This window comes from Kiritimatiellia bacterium, assembly GCA_026417735.1.
Taxonomy (GTDB): Bacteria; Verrucomicrobiota; Kiritimatiellia; order PWTM01; family PWTM01; genus CAACVY01.
In genome coordinates this window covers 1-17984 of record JAOACR010000011.1, presented here as the reverse complement: position 1 = coordinate 17984, position 17984 = coordinate 1, and the positions used below count along the sequence as shown (strand labels likewise).

18 protein-coding genes are annotated in these 17984 nt (G+C 68.9%); 10 read left to right on the top strand and 8 right to left on the bottom strand.

What is annotated here, in order from left to right; translation table 11 throughout:
- The first annotated feature begins 53 nt into the window (after positions 1 to 53).
- Genes aroB through N2652_06450 form a run of 5 tightly spaced genes read left to right on the top strand, consistent with a single transcriptional unit; the run spans position 54 to position 6293 of the window.
- A complete protein-coding gene (gene aroB, locus N2652_06470; protein MCX7818833.1) occupies positions 54 to 1148 on the top strand; it encodes a 3-dehydroquinate synthase in 1095 nt (364 codons plus the stop codon).
- Entirely contained in the window at positions 1132 to 1779 is a 648-nt protein-coding gene (locus N2652_06465; protein MCX7818832.1) for a hypothetical protein, read from the top strand. The genes aroB and N2652_06465 overlap by 17 nt, the downstream gene beginning before the upstream one ends.
- Positions 1776 to 2909 (top strand): DNA-processing protein DprA, encoded by a 1134-nt coding sequence (gene dprA / locus N2652_06460; protein ID MCX7818831.1) that lies wholly within the window; start codon positions 1776 to 1778, stop codon positions 2907 to 2909. Before N2652_06465 ends, dprA begins: the two co-directional genes overlap by 4 nt.
- A complete protein-coding gene (gene topA, locus N2652_06455) occupies positions 2906 to 5428 on the top strand; it encodes a type I DNA topoisomerase (protein MCX7818830.1) in 2523 nt (840 codons plus the stop codon). The genes dprA and topA overlap by 4 nt, the downstream gene beginning before the upstream one ends.
- The gene (locus N2652_06450) at positions 5421 to 6293 is read left to right on the top strand and encodes a PHP domain-containing protein (GenBank protein ID MCX7818829.1); all 873 of its coding nucleotides are present in this window, start codon (positions 5421 to 5423) and stop codon (positions 6291 to 6293) included. The genes topA and N2652_06450 overlap by 8 nt, the downstream gene beginning before the upstream one ends.
- On the opposite strand, the gene N2652_06445 is transcribed toward N2652_06450, so the two are convergent.
- Both N2652_06445 and N2652_06440 read right to left on the bottom strand, forming a co-directional pair.
- Positions 6262 to 7245 carry a hypothetical protein gene (locus N2652_06445; protein MCX7818828.1) on the bottom strand — a complete coding sequence of 328 codons (984 nt, stop codon included), beginning with the start codon at positions 7243 to 7245 and terminating at the stop codon, positions 6262 to 6264. The two genes, N2652_06450 and N2652_06445, sit on opposite strands and share 32 nt — an antisense overlap.
- Before the next feature lie 40 nt (positions 7246 to 7285).
- On the bottom strand, positions 7286 to 8038 hold the full coding sequence (locus N2652_06440) for a ThuA domain-containing protein (protein MCX7818827.1): 753 nt from the start codon (positions 8036 to 8038) through the stop codon (positions 7286 to 7288).
- Positions 8039 to 8209: 171 nt separating this feature from the next.
- On the opposite strand from N2652_06440, the gene N2652_06435 reads away from it, so the two are divergent.
- The 4 genes from N2652_06435 (at position 8210) to fmt (ending at position 11018) form a co-directional block, all read left to right on the top strand.
- Entirely contained in the window at positions 8210 to 8341 is a 132-nt protein-coding gene (locus tag N2652_06435; protein MCX7818826.1) for a hypothetical protein, read from the top strand.
- Positions 8338 to 9597: an HIRAN domain-containing protein gene (locus N2652_06430; protein MCX7818825.1), complete on the top strand. Its 1260-nt coding sequence runs from the start codon at positions 8338 to 8340 to the stop codon at positions 9595 to 9597. Before N2652_06435 ends, N2652_06430 begins: the two co-directional genes overlap by 4 nt.
- Before the next feature lie 70 nt (positions 9598 to 9667).
- Positions 9668 to 10069 (top strand): ACT domain-containing protein, encoded by a 402-nt coding sequence (locus tag N2652_06425; protein MCX7818824.1) that lies wholly within the window; start codon positions 9668 to 9670, stop codon positions 10067 to 10069.
- Positions 10070 to 10091: 22 nt separating this feature from the next.
- A complete protein-coding gene (gene fmt, locus N2652_06420) occupies positions 10092 to 11018 on the top strand; it encodes a methionyl-tRNA formyltransferase (GenBank protein ID MCX7818823.1) in 927 nt (308 codons plus the stop codon).
- On the opposite strand, the gene N2652_06415 is transcribed toward fmt, so the two are convergent.
- The 6 genes from N2652_06415 to N2652_06390 are packed head-to-tail and all read right to left on the bottom strand — an operon-like array spanning position 10937 to position 16598.
- Positions 10937 to 13462, bottom strand: coding sequence for a tetratricopeptide repeat protein (locus N2652_06415; protein ID MCX7818822.1), 2526 nt, complete (start codon positions 13460 to 13462; stop codon positions 10937 to 10939). The genes fmt and N2652_06415 overlap by 82 nt on opposite strands.
- 26 nt (positions 13463 to 13488) lie before the next feature.
- Positions 13489 to 13578, bottom strand: a complete 90-nt coding sequence (locus tag N2652_06410; protein ID MCX7818821.1) for an AURKAIP1/COX24 domain-containing protein — start codon at positions 13576 to 13578, stop codon at positions 13489 to 13491.
- A 37-nt stretch (positions 13579 to 13615) separates the two neighbouring features.
- Positions 13616 to 14509: an ATP phosphoribosyltransferase gene (hisG, locus tag N2652_06405; protein MCX7818820.1), complete on the bottom strand. Its 894-nt coding sequence runs from the start codon at positions 14507 to 14509 to the stop codon at positions 13616 to 13618.
- Between the two features lie 54 nt (positions 14510 to 14563).
- The gene (gene purN / locus N2652_06400; GenBank protein ID MCX7818819.1) at positions 14564 to 15172 is read right to left on the bottom strand and encodes a phosphoribosylglycinamide formyltransferase; all 609 of its coding nucleotides are present in this window, start codon (positions 15170 to 15172) and stop codon (positions 14564 to 14566) included.
- Between the two features lie 34 nt (positions 15173 to 15206).
- Entirely contained in the window at positions 15207 to 15911 is a 705-nt protein-coding gene (locus N2652_06395; protein ID MCX7818818.1) for a CpXC domain-containing protein, read from the bottom strand.
- Positions 15912 to 15935: 24 nt separating this feature from the next.
- Complete coding sequence (locus tag N2652_06390; GenBank protein ID MCX7818817.1) at positions 15936 to 16598, bottom strand: alpha/beta fold hydrolase; 663 nt, start codon at positions 16596 to 16598, stop codon at positions 15936 to 15938.
- Between the two features lie 214 nt (positions 16599 to 16812).
- Between N2652_06390 and N2652_06385 the strand changes: the two genes are divergently transcribed.
- A partial coding sequence (locus N2652_06385) for an ATP-binding protein (protein MCX7818816.1) occupies positions 16813 to 17984 on the top strand: 1172 nt, incomplete at its 3' end.

Here is a 17984-nt window from a genome sequence, read left to right as displayed (position 1 = left end):
GACGCCCTGCGCGTGGTTTGACACGGTCGGCCGTGCCGTCTATTCGGAGCCGGATGACATCGGTGGTTCACGTTGAGCTGGGGGAGCGCGGGTATCCGATCGCGATTGGTCGTGGTGTGCTGTGTGATCTCGGTCGCTGGTGGCAGGAGGCGGGACTGGGCCGGCGCTCGCTGGTGGTGACGGACTCGAACGTCGGGCCGCTCTACGGCGAGGCGGTGCGGGCGCAACTTGCGCAGGCGGGCGTGAGCGCCGCGCTGGCGACGGTGGCGGCGGGGGAGGGTTCGAAAACCATCGAGCGGTGGAGCGAGCTGCTGTACGCGGCGGTGGAAGCGGGGTTGGATCGCCGCTCCGCGATCGTGGCGTTGGGTGGGGGAGTGATCGGGGATCTGGCGGGGTTTGTGGCGGCGACCTTTCTGCGAGGTATTCGCTATGTGCAGGTGCCGACGTCGCTGCTGGCGATGGTGGACAGCTCGGTAGGCGGGAAGACCGGGCTCGATCTGCGATGTGGGAAGAACCTGGTCGGCGCATTTCATCAGCCCTCGCTGGTGGTGGCGGACCTGGAAACGCTGCGCACTCTGCCGGAGCGGGAGCATCGGGCGGGCCTGGCGGAGGTGATCAAGTACGGTGTAATTCTGGATGCCGCGCTGTTCGAGCGGCTCGAGGCCAGCGCGGCGAGGTTGATGGATCCGGCCTGGTCGGGCCTGGACGAGGTGATTGCAGCCTGTTGCCGGCTGAAGGCTCGGGTGGTCGCGGCGGACGAGCGGGAGGGAGGACTTCGGGCGATTCTGAACTATGGCCATACGCTCGGCCATGCATTGGAGGCCGCGACAGGCTACGAGCGGCTGTTGCATGGGGAGGCCGTCGCGATTGGGATGGTGTATGCCGCCGAACTCTCGGTGCGGCGGGCCGGACTACGGCGGGAGGAGTGCGACCGGCTGGTGCGCCTGCTGCGCGCGGTGGGTCTGCCAGTGACAGTGGCGGGTCTGGGTGTGGAGTGGGAGCGTGTGGAAGCGGCGATGGGGCTGGACAAGAAGGCGGCAGACCGGGTGCCGCGGTTCGTGCTGGCCGAGACGATCGGGCGGGTCCGGCCCGGCGTTGAGGTGCCGGCGGCGGAACTGAAGGAGGCATGGGATGCCCTCGCTCAGTGAAACGGTGGTCCGCGACTGGCTGGAGCATCTCGGGTTTCTGGTGTGCCAGCCCCGAAAATACCAGGTGGTGGCCCGGGCGAAGCGGCCGGAGGAAGAACCGGACCTTTTGGGATGGAATCCGGCGGCTGCAGGGCCACCGCCGGAGCCGGGCGTGTGGACCGGTTCGACGCTGCGCCGGGTCAAGGCGGTGGCGGTGGGCGTGAAGGGCTGGTTTACCGAGCGGTTCGGGCCCTCGGCATTTCAGGATTCGGCGGAGTTGTTGCGGCTGGGGGCGCCGGACGTGCGGCGGGCGGCGGCGCGACGGTTGGGCGCGGACGATGTGGTTGCGGTGTTGTGTTTGCCGGCGTTGCCGGCCTCGGCGGAGCTGCGGCGTCGCACGCTGGAGATTTTGACCGGCCATGGAATCGCGGGCGTGGTGCTGTTCCGCACGGTCCTGGTGGAGCTGGCGGCGGTGGCGGGGCGCCGGCTCGACTACGACCGGTCGGACGTGCTGCAGTTGCTGCGCATGGTGCGCGCCTCGGGGCTGTTGCGGGACCCGCAGCCCGAGCTGTTCCGTGTTCGGCCTGCGCGCCGCCGTGCGACGACGCGTCCCGAGCGGGGTGCGGCGAGGTCGGAGAACGGCGGCCCGTGACCGAGCGCGAAGCGTACATTGCGCTCAACCTGATGGGCCAGATCGGGCCGGTGCGCGCGCGATCGCTGGCCGCCCGGCTGGGGTCGCTGGCCGCGATTTTTGAAGCATCCGAGCGCGAGCTGTGCTCGGCGGATGGCATCGGTCCGGAGCTGGCGGCGCACATTGTGCGTCGTCGTGGAGAGGTGGAGCCGGTGCGCGAGGAGGAGGCGGCTCGCGGGCTGGGGGCGCGCATTGTGACGCCGGCGGACGCGGGCTATCCCGAGCCGCTGCGCACGATCCACGACCCGCCGCTGGCGCTCTACGTGGTGGGGGAGTGGACGGCCGCCGACCGGCATGCGATTGCGGTGGTGGGTTCGCGCCGCTGCACGCACTACGGCCGCTCCACCGCCGACCGGCTCGCCGCGCAGCTTGCCGGCGCGGGCGTGACGGTGGTCAGCGGGCTGGCGCGCGGCATCGACATGGCGGCGCATGAGGGGGCGCTGCGCGGCGGCGGGCGGACGATCGCGGTGCTCGGCGGCGCGCTGGACCGGTTGTACCCGGCTGAAGCCGGACCACTCGCGGACCGGATTGCGGAGCGGGGCGCGGTGATCTCCGAATATCCACTGGGGCGGGAGCCGGACCGCACCACCTTTCCCTACCGCAACCGGCTGATCAGCGGTCTTTCAATGGGTGTGGTGATCGTCGAGGCGGACCGGCAGAGCGGGGCGATGATCACCGCGGCGCAGGCGCTGGAGCAGGGGCGGCTGGTGTTCGCGGTGCCCGGACGGGTGGACCAGCCGATGTCGCGAGGGCCTCACCAGCTGATCCGGCAGGGCGCACGGTTGGTCGAGGACGCGCGGGACGTCTTGGAGGAGTTTGAATATCTCTTTCCACCCGGCGCGACAACGACGCCCACCGCGGAGGAGCCGGCGCCCGCCGCGTTTGCGTTCAGCGACGAGGAAGCGCGAATTGTCGAGGTGTTGAGCGAGGGGGAGCTGGATGCGGACTCGCTCGCGCGCCGAGCGGGGCTGCCGCCGGCGAAGCTCGGGCCGCTGCTGGTGGGATTGGAAATCAAACGGGTGGTCCGTATGCTGCCGGGCCGGCTCGTCGCGCTGACGGTGAAGGTGCGGCGGAAGGCGCAACCGGAATGAGTTCAACGCTGGTCATTGTCGAGTCGCCGGCGAAGGCGCGTACGCTGGCCCGATTTTTGGGCCGCGACGTAACGGTGCGCGCTTCGATGGGGCACATCCGCGATCTGCCCGAGTCGGAGTTCGGCGTGGACATCGAGAAGGGATTCCGGCCGACGTACGTGGTGATTCCCTCGCGAGCAAAAGTGGTGCGCGAGCTGAAGGCGGCGGTGAAGACGGCGCGACGGGTCGTGCTGGCGCCCGACCCGGATCGGGAAGGGGAGGCAATCGCCTGGCATCTGCGCGAGGTGTTGGCGCCGGCGGCGGAAGGGTTGGAGTTCGTCCGGGTCAGCTACCACGAGATCACGGAGCGGGCGATCCGGCAGGCGCTCGCCGCGCCGCGCGACATCGACATGGCGATGGTGAACGCGCAGCAGGCGCGGCGGATTCTGGACCGCATTGTGGGCTACCGGGTGAGTCCGTTTCTGCGGCGCCGTATCGCCGGCGCCGCCAGCGCCGGTCGGGTACAGACCGCCGCGTTGCGGCTGGTTTGCGACCGCGAGAAGGAAATCCGCAACTTCCGCCCGGAGGAGTACTGGGTCATCGGCGTGCGGGCAGCGAAACGGGTCGAGCCGCGCACGCCGTTCATCGCGCGGCTCGCGAAGGTCGGCGGGGAGAAACCGGCGATTCGCACCGCGGCGGACGCCGACGCGCTGCGGCGCGAGCTGGACGACCGGCCGCTGCGCGTCGTGACGATCGAGCGGAAGACCGTCGAACGGCGTGCGCCGCCCCCGTTTGTGACCAGCACTCTGCAACAGGCGGCAAGTCGGGAGGCCGGCTTCTCGCCGTCGAAGACGATGCGGATTGCGCAGACGCTGTATGAGGGCGTCGACCTCGGTGACGGACCGGTCGGATTGATCACCTACATGCGCACCGACTCGGTCGCGGTGGCGGCGGAGGCGCGCGAGGCGTGCCGGCGACTGATCGCGGAGCGGTACGGTCCCGACTATGTGCCGGCGACGCCGAACGTGTTTCGCAGCAAAGCACACGCGCAGCAGGCGCACGAGGCGATCCGGCCGACCGACGTCAGCCGCACGCCGGAATCGGTGGCGGCGCGCCTGAAGCCCGAAGAGCGGCGGCTGTATGAGCTGATCTGGCGTCGTTTCGTCGCCAGCCAGATGGCACCGGCGCGGCTGGCACAGCTGCAGGTCGAGATTGAGGCAGTCCCGCCGGCTAGCGGGGGGCGGCCGATCATATTCCGCGCATCCGCCTCGAACGTCGAATTTCCCGGGTACCTGGCGGCGGCCGGCACGGAGGCGGTCGCTGCGCCGACGCCGGGGGCGGAGGGCGAGGAGGAGGCGGAGGAGGCGCAGACGCTGCCGCCGCTGGAGGAGGGGGAATGGCTGGACCGGGTCGGTGACTGGCTTGCGGAACAGAAGTTCACGAAGCCACCGCGCCGCTACTCGGACGCGACGCTCGTGCGCGCGATGGAGGAGCGCGGCATCGGCCGGCCCAGCACCTATGCGGCCACGGTGCAGCTGCTCTACGACCGGCGCTACGTGCAGCGGGAAAAACGCACGATCGCGCCGACCGAGCTGGGCATGGCGGTCAACGACTACTTGGCAGAGCGCCTTCCGGAACTGTTCGACATCGGGTTCACGGCCGCGATGGAAGAGCAGCTCGATGAAGTGGAGGAGGGACGCGTGGACTGGCGCGAGATGCTGCGCCGGTTTCACGAGCAATTTCAGGCGTGGCTGACGGAAGCGCGCGGCGCGGATCCTCACCCCGATGCGACCCGCCGCGTGCTGGAGCTGCTCGGACAGGTGCGCGAGTGGATACCCCCCAGAGTGCCGGGTCGGCGCGCCTTCGATGAACGCAAGTTTGTCGAATCGCTCCGCCGCCGGCTCGAGGAGGGCGGCGCTCTGACGGAGCGTCAGGCCGGCGTGCTGCGGCGGATCGCATGGACCTATGCGGACCAGGTGCCCGAGCTGGCCGCGCTGTTGAAGGAGCTCGGCTGGCCATCGCCCGCCGCGGAGCCGGCACCACCCAGCCCGGCCGAGCAGGATCGCGTCAAGCAGCTCTTCGCGGCGTTGGAGGGCGTCAGGTTCGAACCGGCCCGCCGGACGCGTGGGCGCTCGTTCGATGACGCGAAGTTCGTCGCCTCGCTCAAGCGGCAGTTCGAGGGCGGCCGGCCGCTGAGCGCGCGGCAAATGGACGCGCTGGTGCAGATCGCCCGCCGCTACGGCGTTGAACCGTCGGCTGGAGCGCCGCCCGCGGCGGGGGATGCGCCGAGCAGCGCGGAGGAACGCGCCGAGTGGGAGTCGCTGCTGCAGGCCGCTCGGGAGATCCGTGAGTGGAAGGCGCCCAGTCAGTCCCGCGGCCGCACATGGGACGACCGGCAGTTCTTCGAGTCGCTCGAACGCCAGTTTCGAGAAAAAGGCCGGCTGTCGCCGCGGCAAACCAGCGCGCTGAGGCGTCTGCTGGCGCGGTATGGCCGCACCGCGGGCAAAGAGGTGCCTCCGCCGGCGGCGCAGAATGATTGATTTACATCTTCACTCGACGTTCTCCGACGGCCAGCACACGCCCGAGGAACTGGTGCGCGATGCGGTGACGGCCGGACTGACGGCGATTGCGCTGACGGACCACGATACGATCGCGGGCTGGGCGCGGCTGGAGTCTTCGGCGCTGGCCGCGGGCATTCGGCCGGTCCGCGGTGTCGAAGTCAGCGCCGCGCACGCGGACGGTCCGTTGCACATCCTCGGCTATGGTTTTGCTGGCGAGCTCGGAGAGCTGTGCAGAATGCTTGAGCAGTTGCAGCGTGGCCGGGAGGAGCGCAACCGCCAGATTGCGGAGCGGCTGGACCGGTTGGGAGCGGGGGTGCGGATGGAGGAGGTCCGCGCACTTGGCGGTGAGGGCGGCCAGATCGGGCGGGTGCATTTTGCGCGCGCGCTCGTTGCGGCCGGACACGCCGCGACGACGCAGGAGGCGTTTGATCGGTGGCTGGGGCGGGGCCGGCCCGCGTACGTCGAGCGGTTCCGCTTTCCCGTGGCGCAGGTCATTCGGGTGTTCCACCGCGCCGGCGGGCTTGCGGTGCTCGCGCATCCCGGTCTGATCCCGGCGGGCGAGGCGCGGTTGGAGCAGATCGTCCGTGAGCTGGCCGCCGAGGGACTCGACGGCCTTGAGGCGATCCACTCCCGGCACGGTTCCGAACAGGTCGCCCGGTTTCACGCGCTGGCGAAGCGCTACGGGCTGGTGGCGACTGGTGGATCAGACTTTCACGGACCGGACGCCCGCAACGCGAGTGACGCCGGCACGGTGGGGGGTGTGCCGGTGCCGGATGAGGTGCTCGCGGAAATGGACGCGCGGCGCGCCCGGCTCAGCGGCCGGTCCCCGCTGCGGTGGGCGTAGAGCCGCCGCCCGTTCGCGTCACCTTCGGGCCGATGTACTCGGTGGCGACGACGACGTCGTCAAACCATACCGTCTGACGCTCGGGCCAGTGCGCACGCGTCGGGTCGGACTGGTCCATGCCGTAGTGCTGAAGCCAGAAGCAGTTGATTTTCAGATCCGGCGAGAGACGCCAGCGCAGGCCGGTGAACTCCGCAATCCGGCGGCCGTCCAGCCACATCGCCTGCCGGCCGTCGGCGCGGTCGGGCGCGGAGTTGGCCTCGATCATGAACTCCCAGCACTGCCATCGGTCCAGCGCGGGCAGCACGCGGGCCGGTCCGGCGGCGGCGCCGCGCTCCGGGCCCGGCGGGAAGAAAAAGTTTCCATAGTATCGGCCCGTGGGGCGGTCGAGTTCCATGTCGAGGAAATAGGTGTACATCGCCAGCTCACCGGGCGGGGGGTTGCGGCCCCAGGCGAACCACGGCTCCATGCCACTGCAGAACCAGGTGCCATCCGGGCGCAACCCCGCCTTTCCGAAGGCCGACCAGCGGTTGGTCGGCGAGTTCGCCAGCAGCGTGACGAAGTGGTGCGGATAGCGATAGTCCGCGGAGAAGCGCACATAGAAGCGCGCGTGCACGCGATCGGCGCCGCGGAACCACTTCTTTGCGTCCTGGCCGGTGTTTTGTCCTCGGATCATGGTCATCCGCGCGCAGAACCGGCCCGAGTTCGGCGCATCCTCCACAACCTCCGTCACCCCGCGCAGATGGTCCCAGCGTTCCATCGTGCCGGTCTCAAAGTTGTCCGCGAACAGCACCGCTGGATCGCTGGCGATGCCGGCATCGTCGGGGTGGCGGGCTGCGATTCCGAGCTGCAGCTCGCCGCCCCAACACGTGAGCCCCCAGAGAAGACCCAGGGCAAGCAGCGCGGCGGTCTGCAATGTCCAAGGGTTGGAGGGTGAACCGGGGCGGGCGTCCAACGCTTGGACGGCCCCGGGCGGTGACACCCCGGGCGCCGCGTTACCGCGAGGGCTCGCGGCGCGCGGCCCAAAGTATCGCGCGGCCCACCAGGGTTCGGAACGAAGGGTGGTCATAGGCCTTCTCGTCGTGGCCGAGCTGCACGTACACCACTCTGCCGCGGCCCTCCTCGCGGACCCATGCGATCGCCGGACTGGCTTTGGGGTGGGTTGTGGTCAGCAGCACATGCACGTCCGGCGCGATCCAGAGCCCACCGTATGTTTCGTCGCGAATGACGAAGTCGTCGAGTCCCTGGGTGATGGGGTGGTCGCGGTCGGCGATGCGCACGTGCACCTCTTCGCCGTGGGAGTAGGTGGATTTAGGTAGCTGGCGGCCGTCGATGGTTTCGGCCTTCAGCAGGAACTTACCGCCGATCAGCCGGGCATGGTCCATGGAGTCGGGGTGGGCGCCGATCGCATGATGGAGCGCGACGAGACCCATGCCGCCGGCAACGAGATCCCGGACGGCCCGTGCGTGCTCGGCGGTGCCGCGGAACATGTCGTAGCGGACGATCACATCGAACTCGCGCTCGAGGCCGGCTTTCAGCCGCTGCAGCGCGTCCGGTAGGCGGTCAATCTCGATGCGGACCCCCGGCAGCGATCGCATCGTTTCGAAGAACGCATTGGTCGGGAAGCCGTGGCCGCCGTAGAGAAGCAGTGCACGGACGGGCTCCTCCGCCGGTGCGTCCGCAATCGGAACCAGATAGAGCGCAAGGGGGAGATAGCGCAAACGAATCGATGAGCGAAGACTGAACATGACCACCTCCGAAAATCCACTACTTCAACCTTCGCACGCGGCCGCCGCGCGGGCAAGTCGAAAAGCGGTGCGCTTGCACGCAGATAGCTCCGATGAAACAATCGGAGAGCCGTGGAGCCAAAGGCGGGTCAGGCGTCATCGCGCCGGGAGGATGACCGATGAGCCCAGAGGGTGACCGAGTCCCAGAAAACGGACATCGAACGCGGCGGCGTTGGTGGCGGTGGTGGTGGCCGTGGGGTGACCGAGTCCCAGGAAACGGACATCGAACGCGGAGAACCGTACCGCCGGACCATGTTGTATTGAACTTGAGCATAGCGGGGGTCGCATTCGAGGGGCGAGCCGAAATCCTTCGGCGCTGCCGGTTGGGTCAGGAGGTGTGGTTGCGTCGCGAGTCCTGGAACGCACACGACTCGAACGCGATCGCAATTTTGGATTCCAAAGGTCAAAAGCTCGGCTATGTTGCCCGGGATTGCGCGGCCCGGCTGGCGCCCCACCTGGATGCTGACGGCCGGCCCCACCAAGCTTATCTGACCTTGCTGCAAGCGGATCTTGCCGGCGGTGTGGTCGGCGCGTCGGTCACGCTCGTGGTGCCGTCGGACTGGTTGAAGGGGCAACTCGGCGTCGGCCGCATTCGGGGCTTTACCTGCGAGCCCCGACAGGATGGTGGCGCGTATGTGTTTGCCGATTGCGAGGAGCAGACGATTCACGAAATTGTCGCGGCGATGTCCTCCCGTTTTCGGGTGTTGCGCCACGGCTATTCATACCGCTGCGCGAGCGACGGCCGGCATTACAAATGGTACATCGCGCTCGAAGACGCGTTTGATGAAGCGAAGATTCGGGAGTTTTTCACCGGCACGCTCGGCTGGTCGCAACCGGCCGAGCGCGGGACCGCTGCCCCAGACCACGAGGCGGCCGAGCTGCAACAGCTTCGGCGTTCCCTGGAGGACATGACCCGCGAACGCGATGAATTGCGCGCCCACAATGAGCGCTTGGGAAGAGAGAATCACCAGCTTGCGGAACAGTGCCGGCAGCTTCAAACCGCCGCGCAAAGAAAGATGACTGAGGCCGGCAAGCTGCTTACGATGATGGAGGAGGAGATTGCGGCGGCGGAAAAGAAAACTGATTCGGAGCGAGAGCTCAGACTGAAAGCGGAGGAGCAGGTCAAACAACTTGAACAGTGGCGGACGGAGGCGGAGCGCGAACTCGAAAAAAAGAGGGAACTGGAAGACCGACAGAAACGCCACAATGCTGAAATGATTGAGCTGCTTTGCGTTCTCTGCCCGAGGACCACGTTCGTTCGGGATTCCCTCGATGTTCTTTTCACGGAGCTGAAAGAGCACCGGCACGCTCTCCGTCTTGTGCACCAACTCGATGGCGGCGAGCATCCGCCGAATTGCAAACGGGTTCAACGGGCGCCGTCGTGGTGGGAGGCTCGCTTTTCGACCGGGGAGGACGACAGTGGGCGGTTGTATTACCGGATCCAGCGCGACAGGTGCGAGGTGTTGGTTTCGTTCAAGAGATCCCAGGACAGAGACGTCGCGTATCTGGCATCGTGCTGAGAGGGGAGACTGACGGGCGCGTCGCGGCGAATCACGGCTGCGGGTATAGTCGTGATGGAGAGGCGAGCAGATGAGCACGACGTCCACCAACGTTCAAACCGCAACCCAGATCTCCGTTTTTGTGGACAACCGGCCGGGGTCGTTGGCGGAGGTCGCCGCAGAGCTGGGCGCGCGTGGAGTGAACATCCTGGCGTTGAGTTTGGCGGAAGGCTTGGATCACGGGTACGTGCGGGTGGTGGTGGATCAGCCGGAGGTGGCCACCGCGGTGCTGGCCGAGCGGCGGCATATGTTTTTCACGCGGGAGGTGCGGCTGGTGGAGCTGGAGCATCGGCCGGGGCGCTTGGGGGAACTGCTCGGGGAATGGGGGCGGGCAGGACTCAACGTGGAGTATTGCTACACAGGCGCGACGCCGGAGGGCCGCCCGCTGGTGGTGGTGAAGGTGGAGCCGCCGGCGAGGACGCCGGCCGGCTGAGGGGGCCGTTGGGGTGCGGATCGTGTTCTTCGGCTCGGGGGACTTCGCGTGCCCGATCCTGGAGGCGCTGCTGAGCGACCGTAGGGAGGAGGTGGTGGGGGTCGTCACGCGGCCAGATCGTCCCGCGGGGCGTGGGCGGCGGCCGACTCCGTGTGCGGTGCGGGTGCTGGCCGAAGCGCAGCGGGTACCGGTGCGGACGCCGGAACGGGTGAATGTGCCGGAGGAGGTCGCCGCGATCGGAGAGTGGGCGCCGGACCTTGTGGTGGTGGCGGACTACGGAGCGATTCTGAAACCGCCGCTGCTGTCGCTGCCGCGTCTCGGCGGAATCAACGTCCATCCTTCGTTGCTGCCGAAGTATCGGGGCGCGGCACCAATCCCATGGGCAATTGCGAACGGCGAGACCCTCACCGGGGTCACCGTGCAGTTTCTGGCGGAGCGCATGGACGCCGGCGACATCATTTTGGCGGAGTCCGAGCCGATCGGGCCGGACGACACCGCTGCAACGCTGCAGCCGCGGTTGGCGGCGCTGGGAGCCAGGTTGCTGCTGCGGGCGCTGGCGCTGTTCGAGCGGCCGCCGGTGCCGCGCACGCCGCAGGACGAGTCCGCCGCAACCTACGCGCCAAAGATCCGTAAGGAGGACGGGCTCTTGGACTGGAACCGTCCGGCCGAAGAGCTTCGGAACCGGATTCGTGCCTTCGTGCCATGGCCGCGCGCGTTCACTTGGCTGCCCGGCTCTCCGCCGATGCGGCTGCAGGTGCTGGCGGCGCGCGTCGAGTCGGGGCGGGGCGTGCCGGGGGAACTGCTGGAGCTGGGGCGTGAAGGCCCGCTGGTGGCGACGGGCGAGCAGGCGCTGCGGCTGCTGCGGGTTCAGCCCGAGGGCCGGGCGGAGATGAGCGGCGGCGAATTTGCGCGGGGGTGCCGGATTGCAACGGGGACACGGCTCGGATAGCCAGCGGCGCTGTCCTCCTCGTCGGCATCGTCCTCGGGCGGCAAGGGGGTCTCGTCTTCGCTTTCTTCGTCGAGGCTCTCGGAGGTCAGCGGGGTCAACCGTCGGAGTTCCTGTTCGCGCCGCCGCTCCACTTCGGCGGCCTGCCGGCGCAGCGGCGCGAGGTCCACGCCGCGTTGCTCCAGCTTCGCGCGGATGGTGTCGTTAGTGGACTCGAGCACCCAGGCGCGCGACCAGTACTGCACCGCCTCGGTTTCGCGCCCGAGCCGCGCGGCGGTGTCGCCGAGGTGGTCGAGCACGGTGGGGTCCTCCTCCGGCAGTGCGGCGAGCGCGCGGCGCAGTTCCGCCTCCGCCTCCGCGTACCGGCCTTGCTGGTAGTAGATCCAGCCGAGCGTGTCGAGAAACGCGCCGTTATTCGGCTCGCGCTTCAGCGCCTCGCGCACGTAGCGCAGCGCGGTGTCGAGTCGTTCCCCGCGCTCTGCCCACATGTAGGCGAGGTAGTTCCAGGCGACGGCGAGGTCTGGATCGAGCCGCAGCGCGGTTTCGAGGCGCTCTTCCGCCTCCGCGCGGCGCCCGCTCCGCTCGAGGGCGCTGCCGTAGGAAAAGTGAAACTGCGCAGTGAGGAGCTCGCGGCCTTCATCGCTTTGCAGCGCGAGCGCTTCGGCCTGTGCGAACATGTCCACCGCGCGCGCGAACCGGTCGGCGCTGAGCGCGTGCAGCGCATCGTACATCGGCACCAGAGGGTCGTCGGGGCGTAGCCGAGCGAGCTCCGCAAAGGTGGCCTCGGTGGGCGTGTGGTCGCGCAGCCGGCGGCCGATGTCGTAGGCCAGCCGCACGAACAGTTCTGCGGCCAGGGGTGGAGGTTCCCAGACCTCGGCGAGCCGGCGGGCGGCGAGCGCGGCGCGCCCCTGATGCTGCAGCGCAAGCGCCTGTTCTATTTTCACCAACAACCGGCCGCGCAGGTCTTCCGCGGCGAGTCGCGACTCGATTTCCTCGTAGGTCCGCAGCGCCTCGGAAAACTGCCGGTCGAGCATCAGCAGCGTCGCGCGTGCGCGCAACAGCCCGACGTGGTCGGGCAGCCGTGCCAGCCCATCCAGAAGCCGCCGGTGCGCCGCTTCGGCGCGTCCGTCCTCCCAGTCGAGCGCGGCCAGCCGCACGTATGGCGCCGCCTCGTGCGGCGCGTCCGCGGCGCACAACGCCTCCAGCTCCGCCCGGCCGGCCTCGCGCTCGCCGATCGCAAGACGGATCTCCGCCACCAGATACCGCGCGAGTCGGCCGACTTGCGGGTCGGCGCGCAGCGACGCGATACGGCGGAGCACCTCGTTGGTGGGGCCGCGCGCGATCAGGCGCTGCGCCAGGCGGGCGCGGACGGTCATGTCGTCCTGCGGCAGGCCGCCGAGTGCTCGCAGCGCCTCCTCCATCCGATCCAGTGCGAGGAGCGCGCGGCCCAGCGCGGCCAACACGCGCCACTGCGGGGGCTCCATCGATGCCAGCGGTTGCAGCAGCGCCACCGCGCGCTCGCGGTCGCCTCGAGCGGCGGAAGGATCGTTGGACTGATCGGCACGGCGCAGCAGCGTCTCCGCGTGTGCGACGGTCCAGGCGGGGTCGCCCTGGGCGCTCATCGTTTCCAGCACGCGCAGCGCCGCGGCCATGTCGTTGCGCTGCAGGAGGAGGCGAACCAGTCGGCTGGCGACCTCCGGCCGGCCGGGTTCGCGGCGCCACAGCGTTTCGAGCAGGCGCAGGGCGGCGTCCGCGTCGTTGAGCGCGAGGTACACATTGGCGGCACTCAGACCGGCCTCGACAGAGTTGCTGGCGCTGCACGCGATCGCATCGAACGTGGTGCGCGCCTCGCGCGCAGCAGGGGAGTTGGTGTTCGCGTCTCGCAATCGCACCGCGAGCCGGCCGGCGGCGCGGATCAGCTCGGGGGTAGGCGGCGCAGCCGATGCGGCGCGGCGCAACGTCGAGATCGCATCCGCGGCGCGGTCTCGGTCGGCCAGCAGCTCCACCGCGAGCGCGACCAGCTGCGCGTCCGCCGGTGCGCGGGCCAGCCCCGTCTCGAGCGCACGGATGGCGTCCTCGGCGCGTCCCTGCATCGCATAGATCGCGGCGAGCAGCGCGACGATTTCGCGGTGGCCCGGATGCCGGCGCTGGAACTGTTCGAGCGTTGCGGTGGCGCCGGCCAGGTCGCGCCGGCCCCACTGCAGGCGGGCGAGGTCCCGCACGGGGGTGGGCGCAGCCGGGTCCCGTTCAATTGCTCGGCGAAGCTGCTGTTCCGCCTCGTCGGCGCGCTGCTCGCCGAGCGCGACGACCGCGGCGCCGTAGGCGGCGAGCGCAGTAGGATCGGGGCCTTGCGGCGCGCGCGGGGCCGACACGCATCCCGCCGCCACTGCGGCGACCGCCAGCATTGGCAGCGCGCGCCACGGCCGCTTCCAGGGGACGGAGCTCATCTGCGGCGGGCGGGGCCCGGCGCCGGTCAGCTCTTCTTGTGGCGCAGAAGACGGCGGCGCTTGCGCTGCTTGTGCTTGTTCATCTTCTTGCGCCGCTTCTTTTTGATGCTGCCCATGGATGCCTCTTCGCAGTCGGGCCGTTGGGACCGCGCCCTAGGGCACAATCTTGTTCAGCCCGATCTCGATGATACCTTCCGCGCCGGCGGCCTTCAACGCGGGCAGCAGGTCGCGGACTTGCCGCTCTTCGACGACGGTCTCCACGGAGCGCCACTGTTCGTCGCTCAACCGGCTGACGGTCGGGGCATGGAGAGCGGGCAGCTGCCGCAGCACCGCGTCGAGCCGCTCGGCGGGGACGTTCAACTTCAGCAGCACGCGGCCCTGGGCGCGCAGCACGCCCTGCAGCAGCATTGCGATCTGCTCGATCTTTCGGCGCTTCCACGGGTCGGCCCAAGCGGTGCGGTTGGCGATCAGCCGGGTGGTGGACTCCAGCACCGTGTCCACGATCCGCAGGCGGTTCGCGCGCAGCGAGGCGCCGCTCTCGGTGAGTTCGACGATCGCGTCCACCAGCTCCGGCGCCTTCACTTCGGTTGCGCCCCAGGAGAACTCGACCTCCGCATGCACGCCGTGCCGCTCGAGGTAGCGGCGCGTCAGGCCGACCGCCTCGGTCGCGATGCGGCGGCCCTCGAGGTCGCGGACGGAGCGGATGGGGGAGTCTTCCGGCACCGCGAGCACCCAGCGGACGGCCCGGAAGCCGCGCTTCGCGTAGCAGAGCTCGCAGACCTCGATCACGTCGGACCCGTTCTCCTGGATCCAGTCGTACCCGGTGATGCCGGCATCGAGGTGGCCGTTTTCGACGTACCGGCTAATCTCCTGTGCGCGGATCAGTCGGGCGCGGATCTCCTCGTCCTCAATTTCTGGAATGTAGGAGCGCTCGGTGGCGCGAATTGGAAAACCCGCCTTTTCGAACAGTGCGAAGGTCGCCTCCTGCAGGCTGCCCTTCGGCAGCCCGAGGGACAGCACGGGTCGGTTTTCGGTCGCGTCGCTCATCGTCTGGTCTCCCGGCCGCTTGGCCGCGCAGAGTGCGCGCGCGGCGGCGGCTTGTCAAATCCAGCGCACCCGGCGGCCCTCGATGCGCAGGCGACCCTGCGCGAGCAGTTCGAGCGCCTCCGGGTAGGCGAGGTGCTCCTGTTCTTGGATGCGGGCATGCAGCGTTTCGGGCGTGTCGTCGTCGAACACTGGCACGGTGCGCTGCAGGATGATCGGGCCGGTGTCCATGCCCTCGTCCACGAAATGCACGGTGCAGCCGGTCACCCGTACGCCGTACTCGAGCGCCTGCTGCCAGGCGCGCAGCCCTGGGAACGCTGGCAGCAGGGAGGGATGAATGTTCACGATGCGGCCCGGATACGCGGCGATCACACCGCGTTTCAGTAGCCGCATGAAACCGGCCAGCGCGATGGTATCTGCGCCGTACGCGCGCAGCCGTGCCAGCAGCCGCTGCTCCGCTTCGCCCTCCACCTTCGTGCGCCACGGCCCGCAGTCGATGTGTTCGGCGGGTATGCCCGCGCGTCGCGCGCGCTCGAGGATGAACGCGTCCGGCACGTCCGACAACGCGCAGACGACCCGCGCATGCAACCGGCCCGCCGCGATCGCGTCGAGAATGGACTGGAAGTTGCTGCCCTTCCCCGATCCCAGTACTGCCAGCGACAGCATCGCTCTCTCCTCGCATCCCGGTGGTCGCCCCGCTTCAGCTCTGGCGCTGTTCGGCCGCTTCGCCGTCGGGGCCATCCTGAAACAGCTGCGCCGCGTCCGCACGGGGACCCGGGAACAGTTCCGCCAGCGCCTCGGCCGGCGAGCGTCCGAACATCCGTTCCACCTCGTTGAACGCGGCACGGGGATACCGGAGCACCCCTTCGAGCCGACCCGTTGACGAGTCCTCAACCACGAAATCAACGTCGTCGCCGCCGTCGGCCGGTCGCCCCGCGAACCGGAGGCGATGCCGGGCGGGATCGAGCCGTTTCGGATTGCGCGAGAGCATCAGGTACTTCACGTATTCGACCAGCCTCTCGTCCAGTCCCGCCTCTGCGATGAAGATCCGCTCAACGAGCTCACGCCGCTCATGCACCAGCAACAGCCGCAGTGGCAGACCGCCGGTGTGCTGTTCGATTTGCGACTCGAGCAAGCGGAACTCCTTCGCGACCCGTTCCGGATCGCGCACCCCTTCCGGCGCCCACCAGATGCCGAATCCGCGGCCGGGGTCGAGATAGAGCAGCGGCTTGTCCACCCGGAACGACAGCTCGCAGGTGGGGCACTTCACCACGTTCAGGCGGTTCTGCAACACCTCGTCGCGGGCGGAGGGACGGTCCACGAGATTGACCGCGTCCCACAGCTCGACCTCGAACTCGTCGCGACAGCGCGGGCAGCGGATCGAATGTTGGCGGCTCGATGACATGGGTGCCATTGTCGGCGATGACCGCTAGCGGGCCAAGCCGGCCGCAGCGCGCGCGGAGCCGGGCGTGGAACGAAAGCTGCCGTTGCGCAGAAAGTGCACCGTGAGGCGAATCACCTCTTCGTCGAACATGATCCAGGTGTGCGAGCAGGGCACGAGAAGGAACTCCTTCATCCCGGGGACGTGCGCACGGGCGACTGCGACCTTGCCGTCGTCGGCGCCGGGGATCCATGCGGAAAAGAGCGGGTTGAGGGAGTGCCGGCCGGCGATGACGCCGAGCTCGAACCGCACCGGTTCGAGCGCTCGCAGCGGTGAGGAGGGCAGGGTGCCCAGCGCGCAGCCGGCCGGTCCGAGCAGGCGGCGGCCGAGGTTGGACGCGGCGAGGCGGTCGGCCAGCTCGGAACCGCGGCCGGGCGGGGCGAGCATCACGACGCGGCCGATGAGCATCTCCGGATGCCTCGCCGCGTACATCCACAACAACACGCCGCCCATCGAGTGGGTGACCGCGTGCGGCGGACCGTCCCCCGCGGCGTTGCTCCAGAACGGGTGCAGGCGCTCCACGAGCCGGTCCAATGGCTCGCGCTGCGAGGGGTAGTCGAAGAGGACCGGCCGAAAGCCGGCCTCACCCAGCCGGCGCGCAAGCCAGCTCATCGAGCGCGAGGTTCGGCCGAGACCGTGAATCAGTACCACTGGCGGACACTCCGCTGCGCGTGCGGAGATGGCGAGGAGCGCTGCCGCCGCGATGACGCGACGGAGCCGGCCGCTCCGCGGCAGGGGCGGATCATCCCGCGGCGGGCTTGAGGGGCCGACCCGCGCGGCGTGATGGCGGAGGGTCACGGCGGCGGGATCGGTGCCCGGTTGCTTGCGGGGGGGTGGCACGGCTCTCTATCATCGCGCCGTCTTCATGAAGAACAAGTTTCTCGACCGTCTGATCGATCGTCTTGGCCGTGTGGATCCCGGCAGTTTGCAGCTGCAGATCCTGCATCTGGCGCGCGAAAAGGGGTTGCTGGAGACAATTTTTCATTCGATGCAGGAGGGGCTGGTGGTGCTGGACGCGCGGGGGCGCATCGAGTTTGCGAACCGCGCCGCGGAACGGCTGTTGGGGTTTTCCATGGAGGAGGCCCACGGCACGCGCATTGGGCGGTATTTGCGGGAGGTGGACTGGGAACAGGTGCTCAGTCTGGACGCGGCGGAGTGGTCGCGGCTGTTGAGCCGCGAAATCGAGGTGAACTACCCCGAGCACCGGTTTCTCGCGTTCTATGTCGTGCCGTTGCGGCGGGATAGTGCGGACGGTGCGCCGCCCTCCTCGGGAGCGGTGCTGATTCTGCGCGATGTGACGCGGGAACGCGAGAACGCGGCGCAGTCGTTGGAATCGGAGCGGCTGCGCGCGGTGACGCTGCTGGCGGCCGGCGTCGCGCACGAGATCGGCAATCCGCTGAATTCGCTGCACATTCATCTGCAGCTGATCGAGCGCGCGATCGCACGGCCCGGTGGCGCCACCGCGCAGGAGCTGGCGGAGCTGGTGCGCGTCGCGCGGACGGAGGTCGAGCGGCTGGACCGGATCATCACAGAGTTTCTGCAGGCGGTGCGGCCGGTGAAGCCGCAGCTGGAGTCGGCAGATTTTGGCGAGCTACTGCGCGACGCGCTCGCGTTTCTCGGGCCCGAGCTGTCCGACCGCCGGATTCTGGTCGAGACCGAGATTCCGCCCGACCTGCCGACCGCCCGGGTGGACCGGGGCCAGATCCGGCAGCTTCTGTTCAACGTGATCAAGAACGCGGCGGAGGCGATGAGCGGCGGCGGTGTGCTGAGGGTGACGGTCGGCGCGACCGACCGGTTCCTTCGCTGCACAATTCGGGACACCGGACATGGGATGACCGCTGAACAGATGAGCCGGATTTTTGATCCGTACTACACGACGAAGCCCGGCGGCACGGGGCTGGGGATGATGATCGTGCAGCGGATCGTGCGCGACCACGGCGGCGAGATCGAGATTCACAGCGAGCCGGGCGGCGGCACCGCGGTGACGGTGTACCTGCCGCGGGAGGACCGCCTGATTCCTGTCTCTTATACACATCT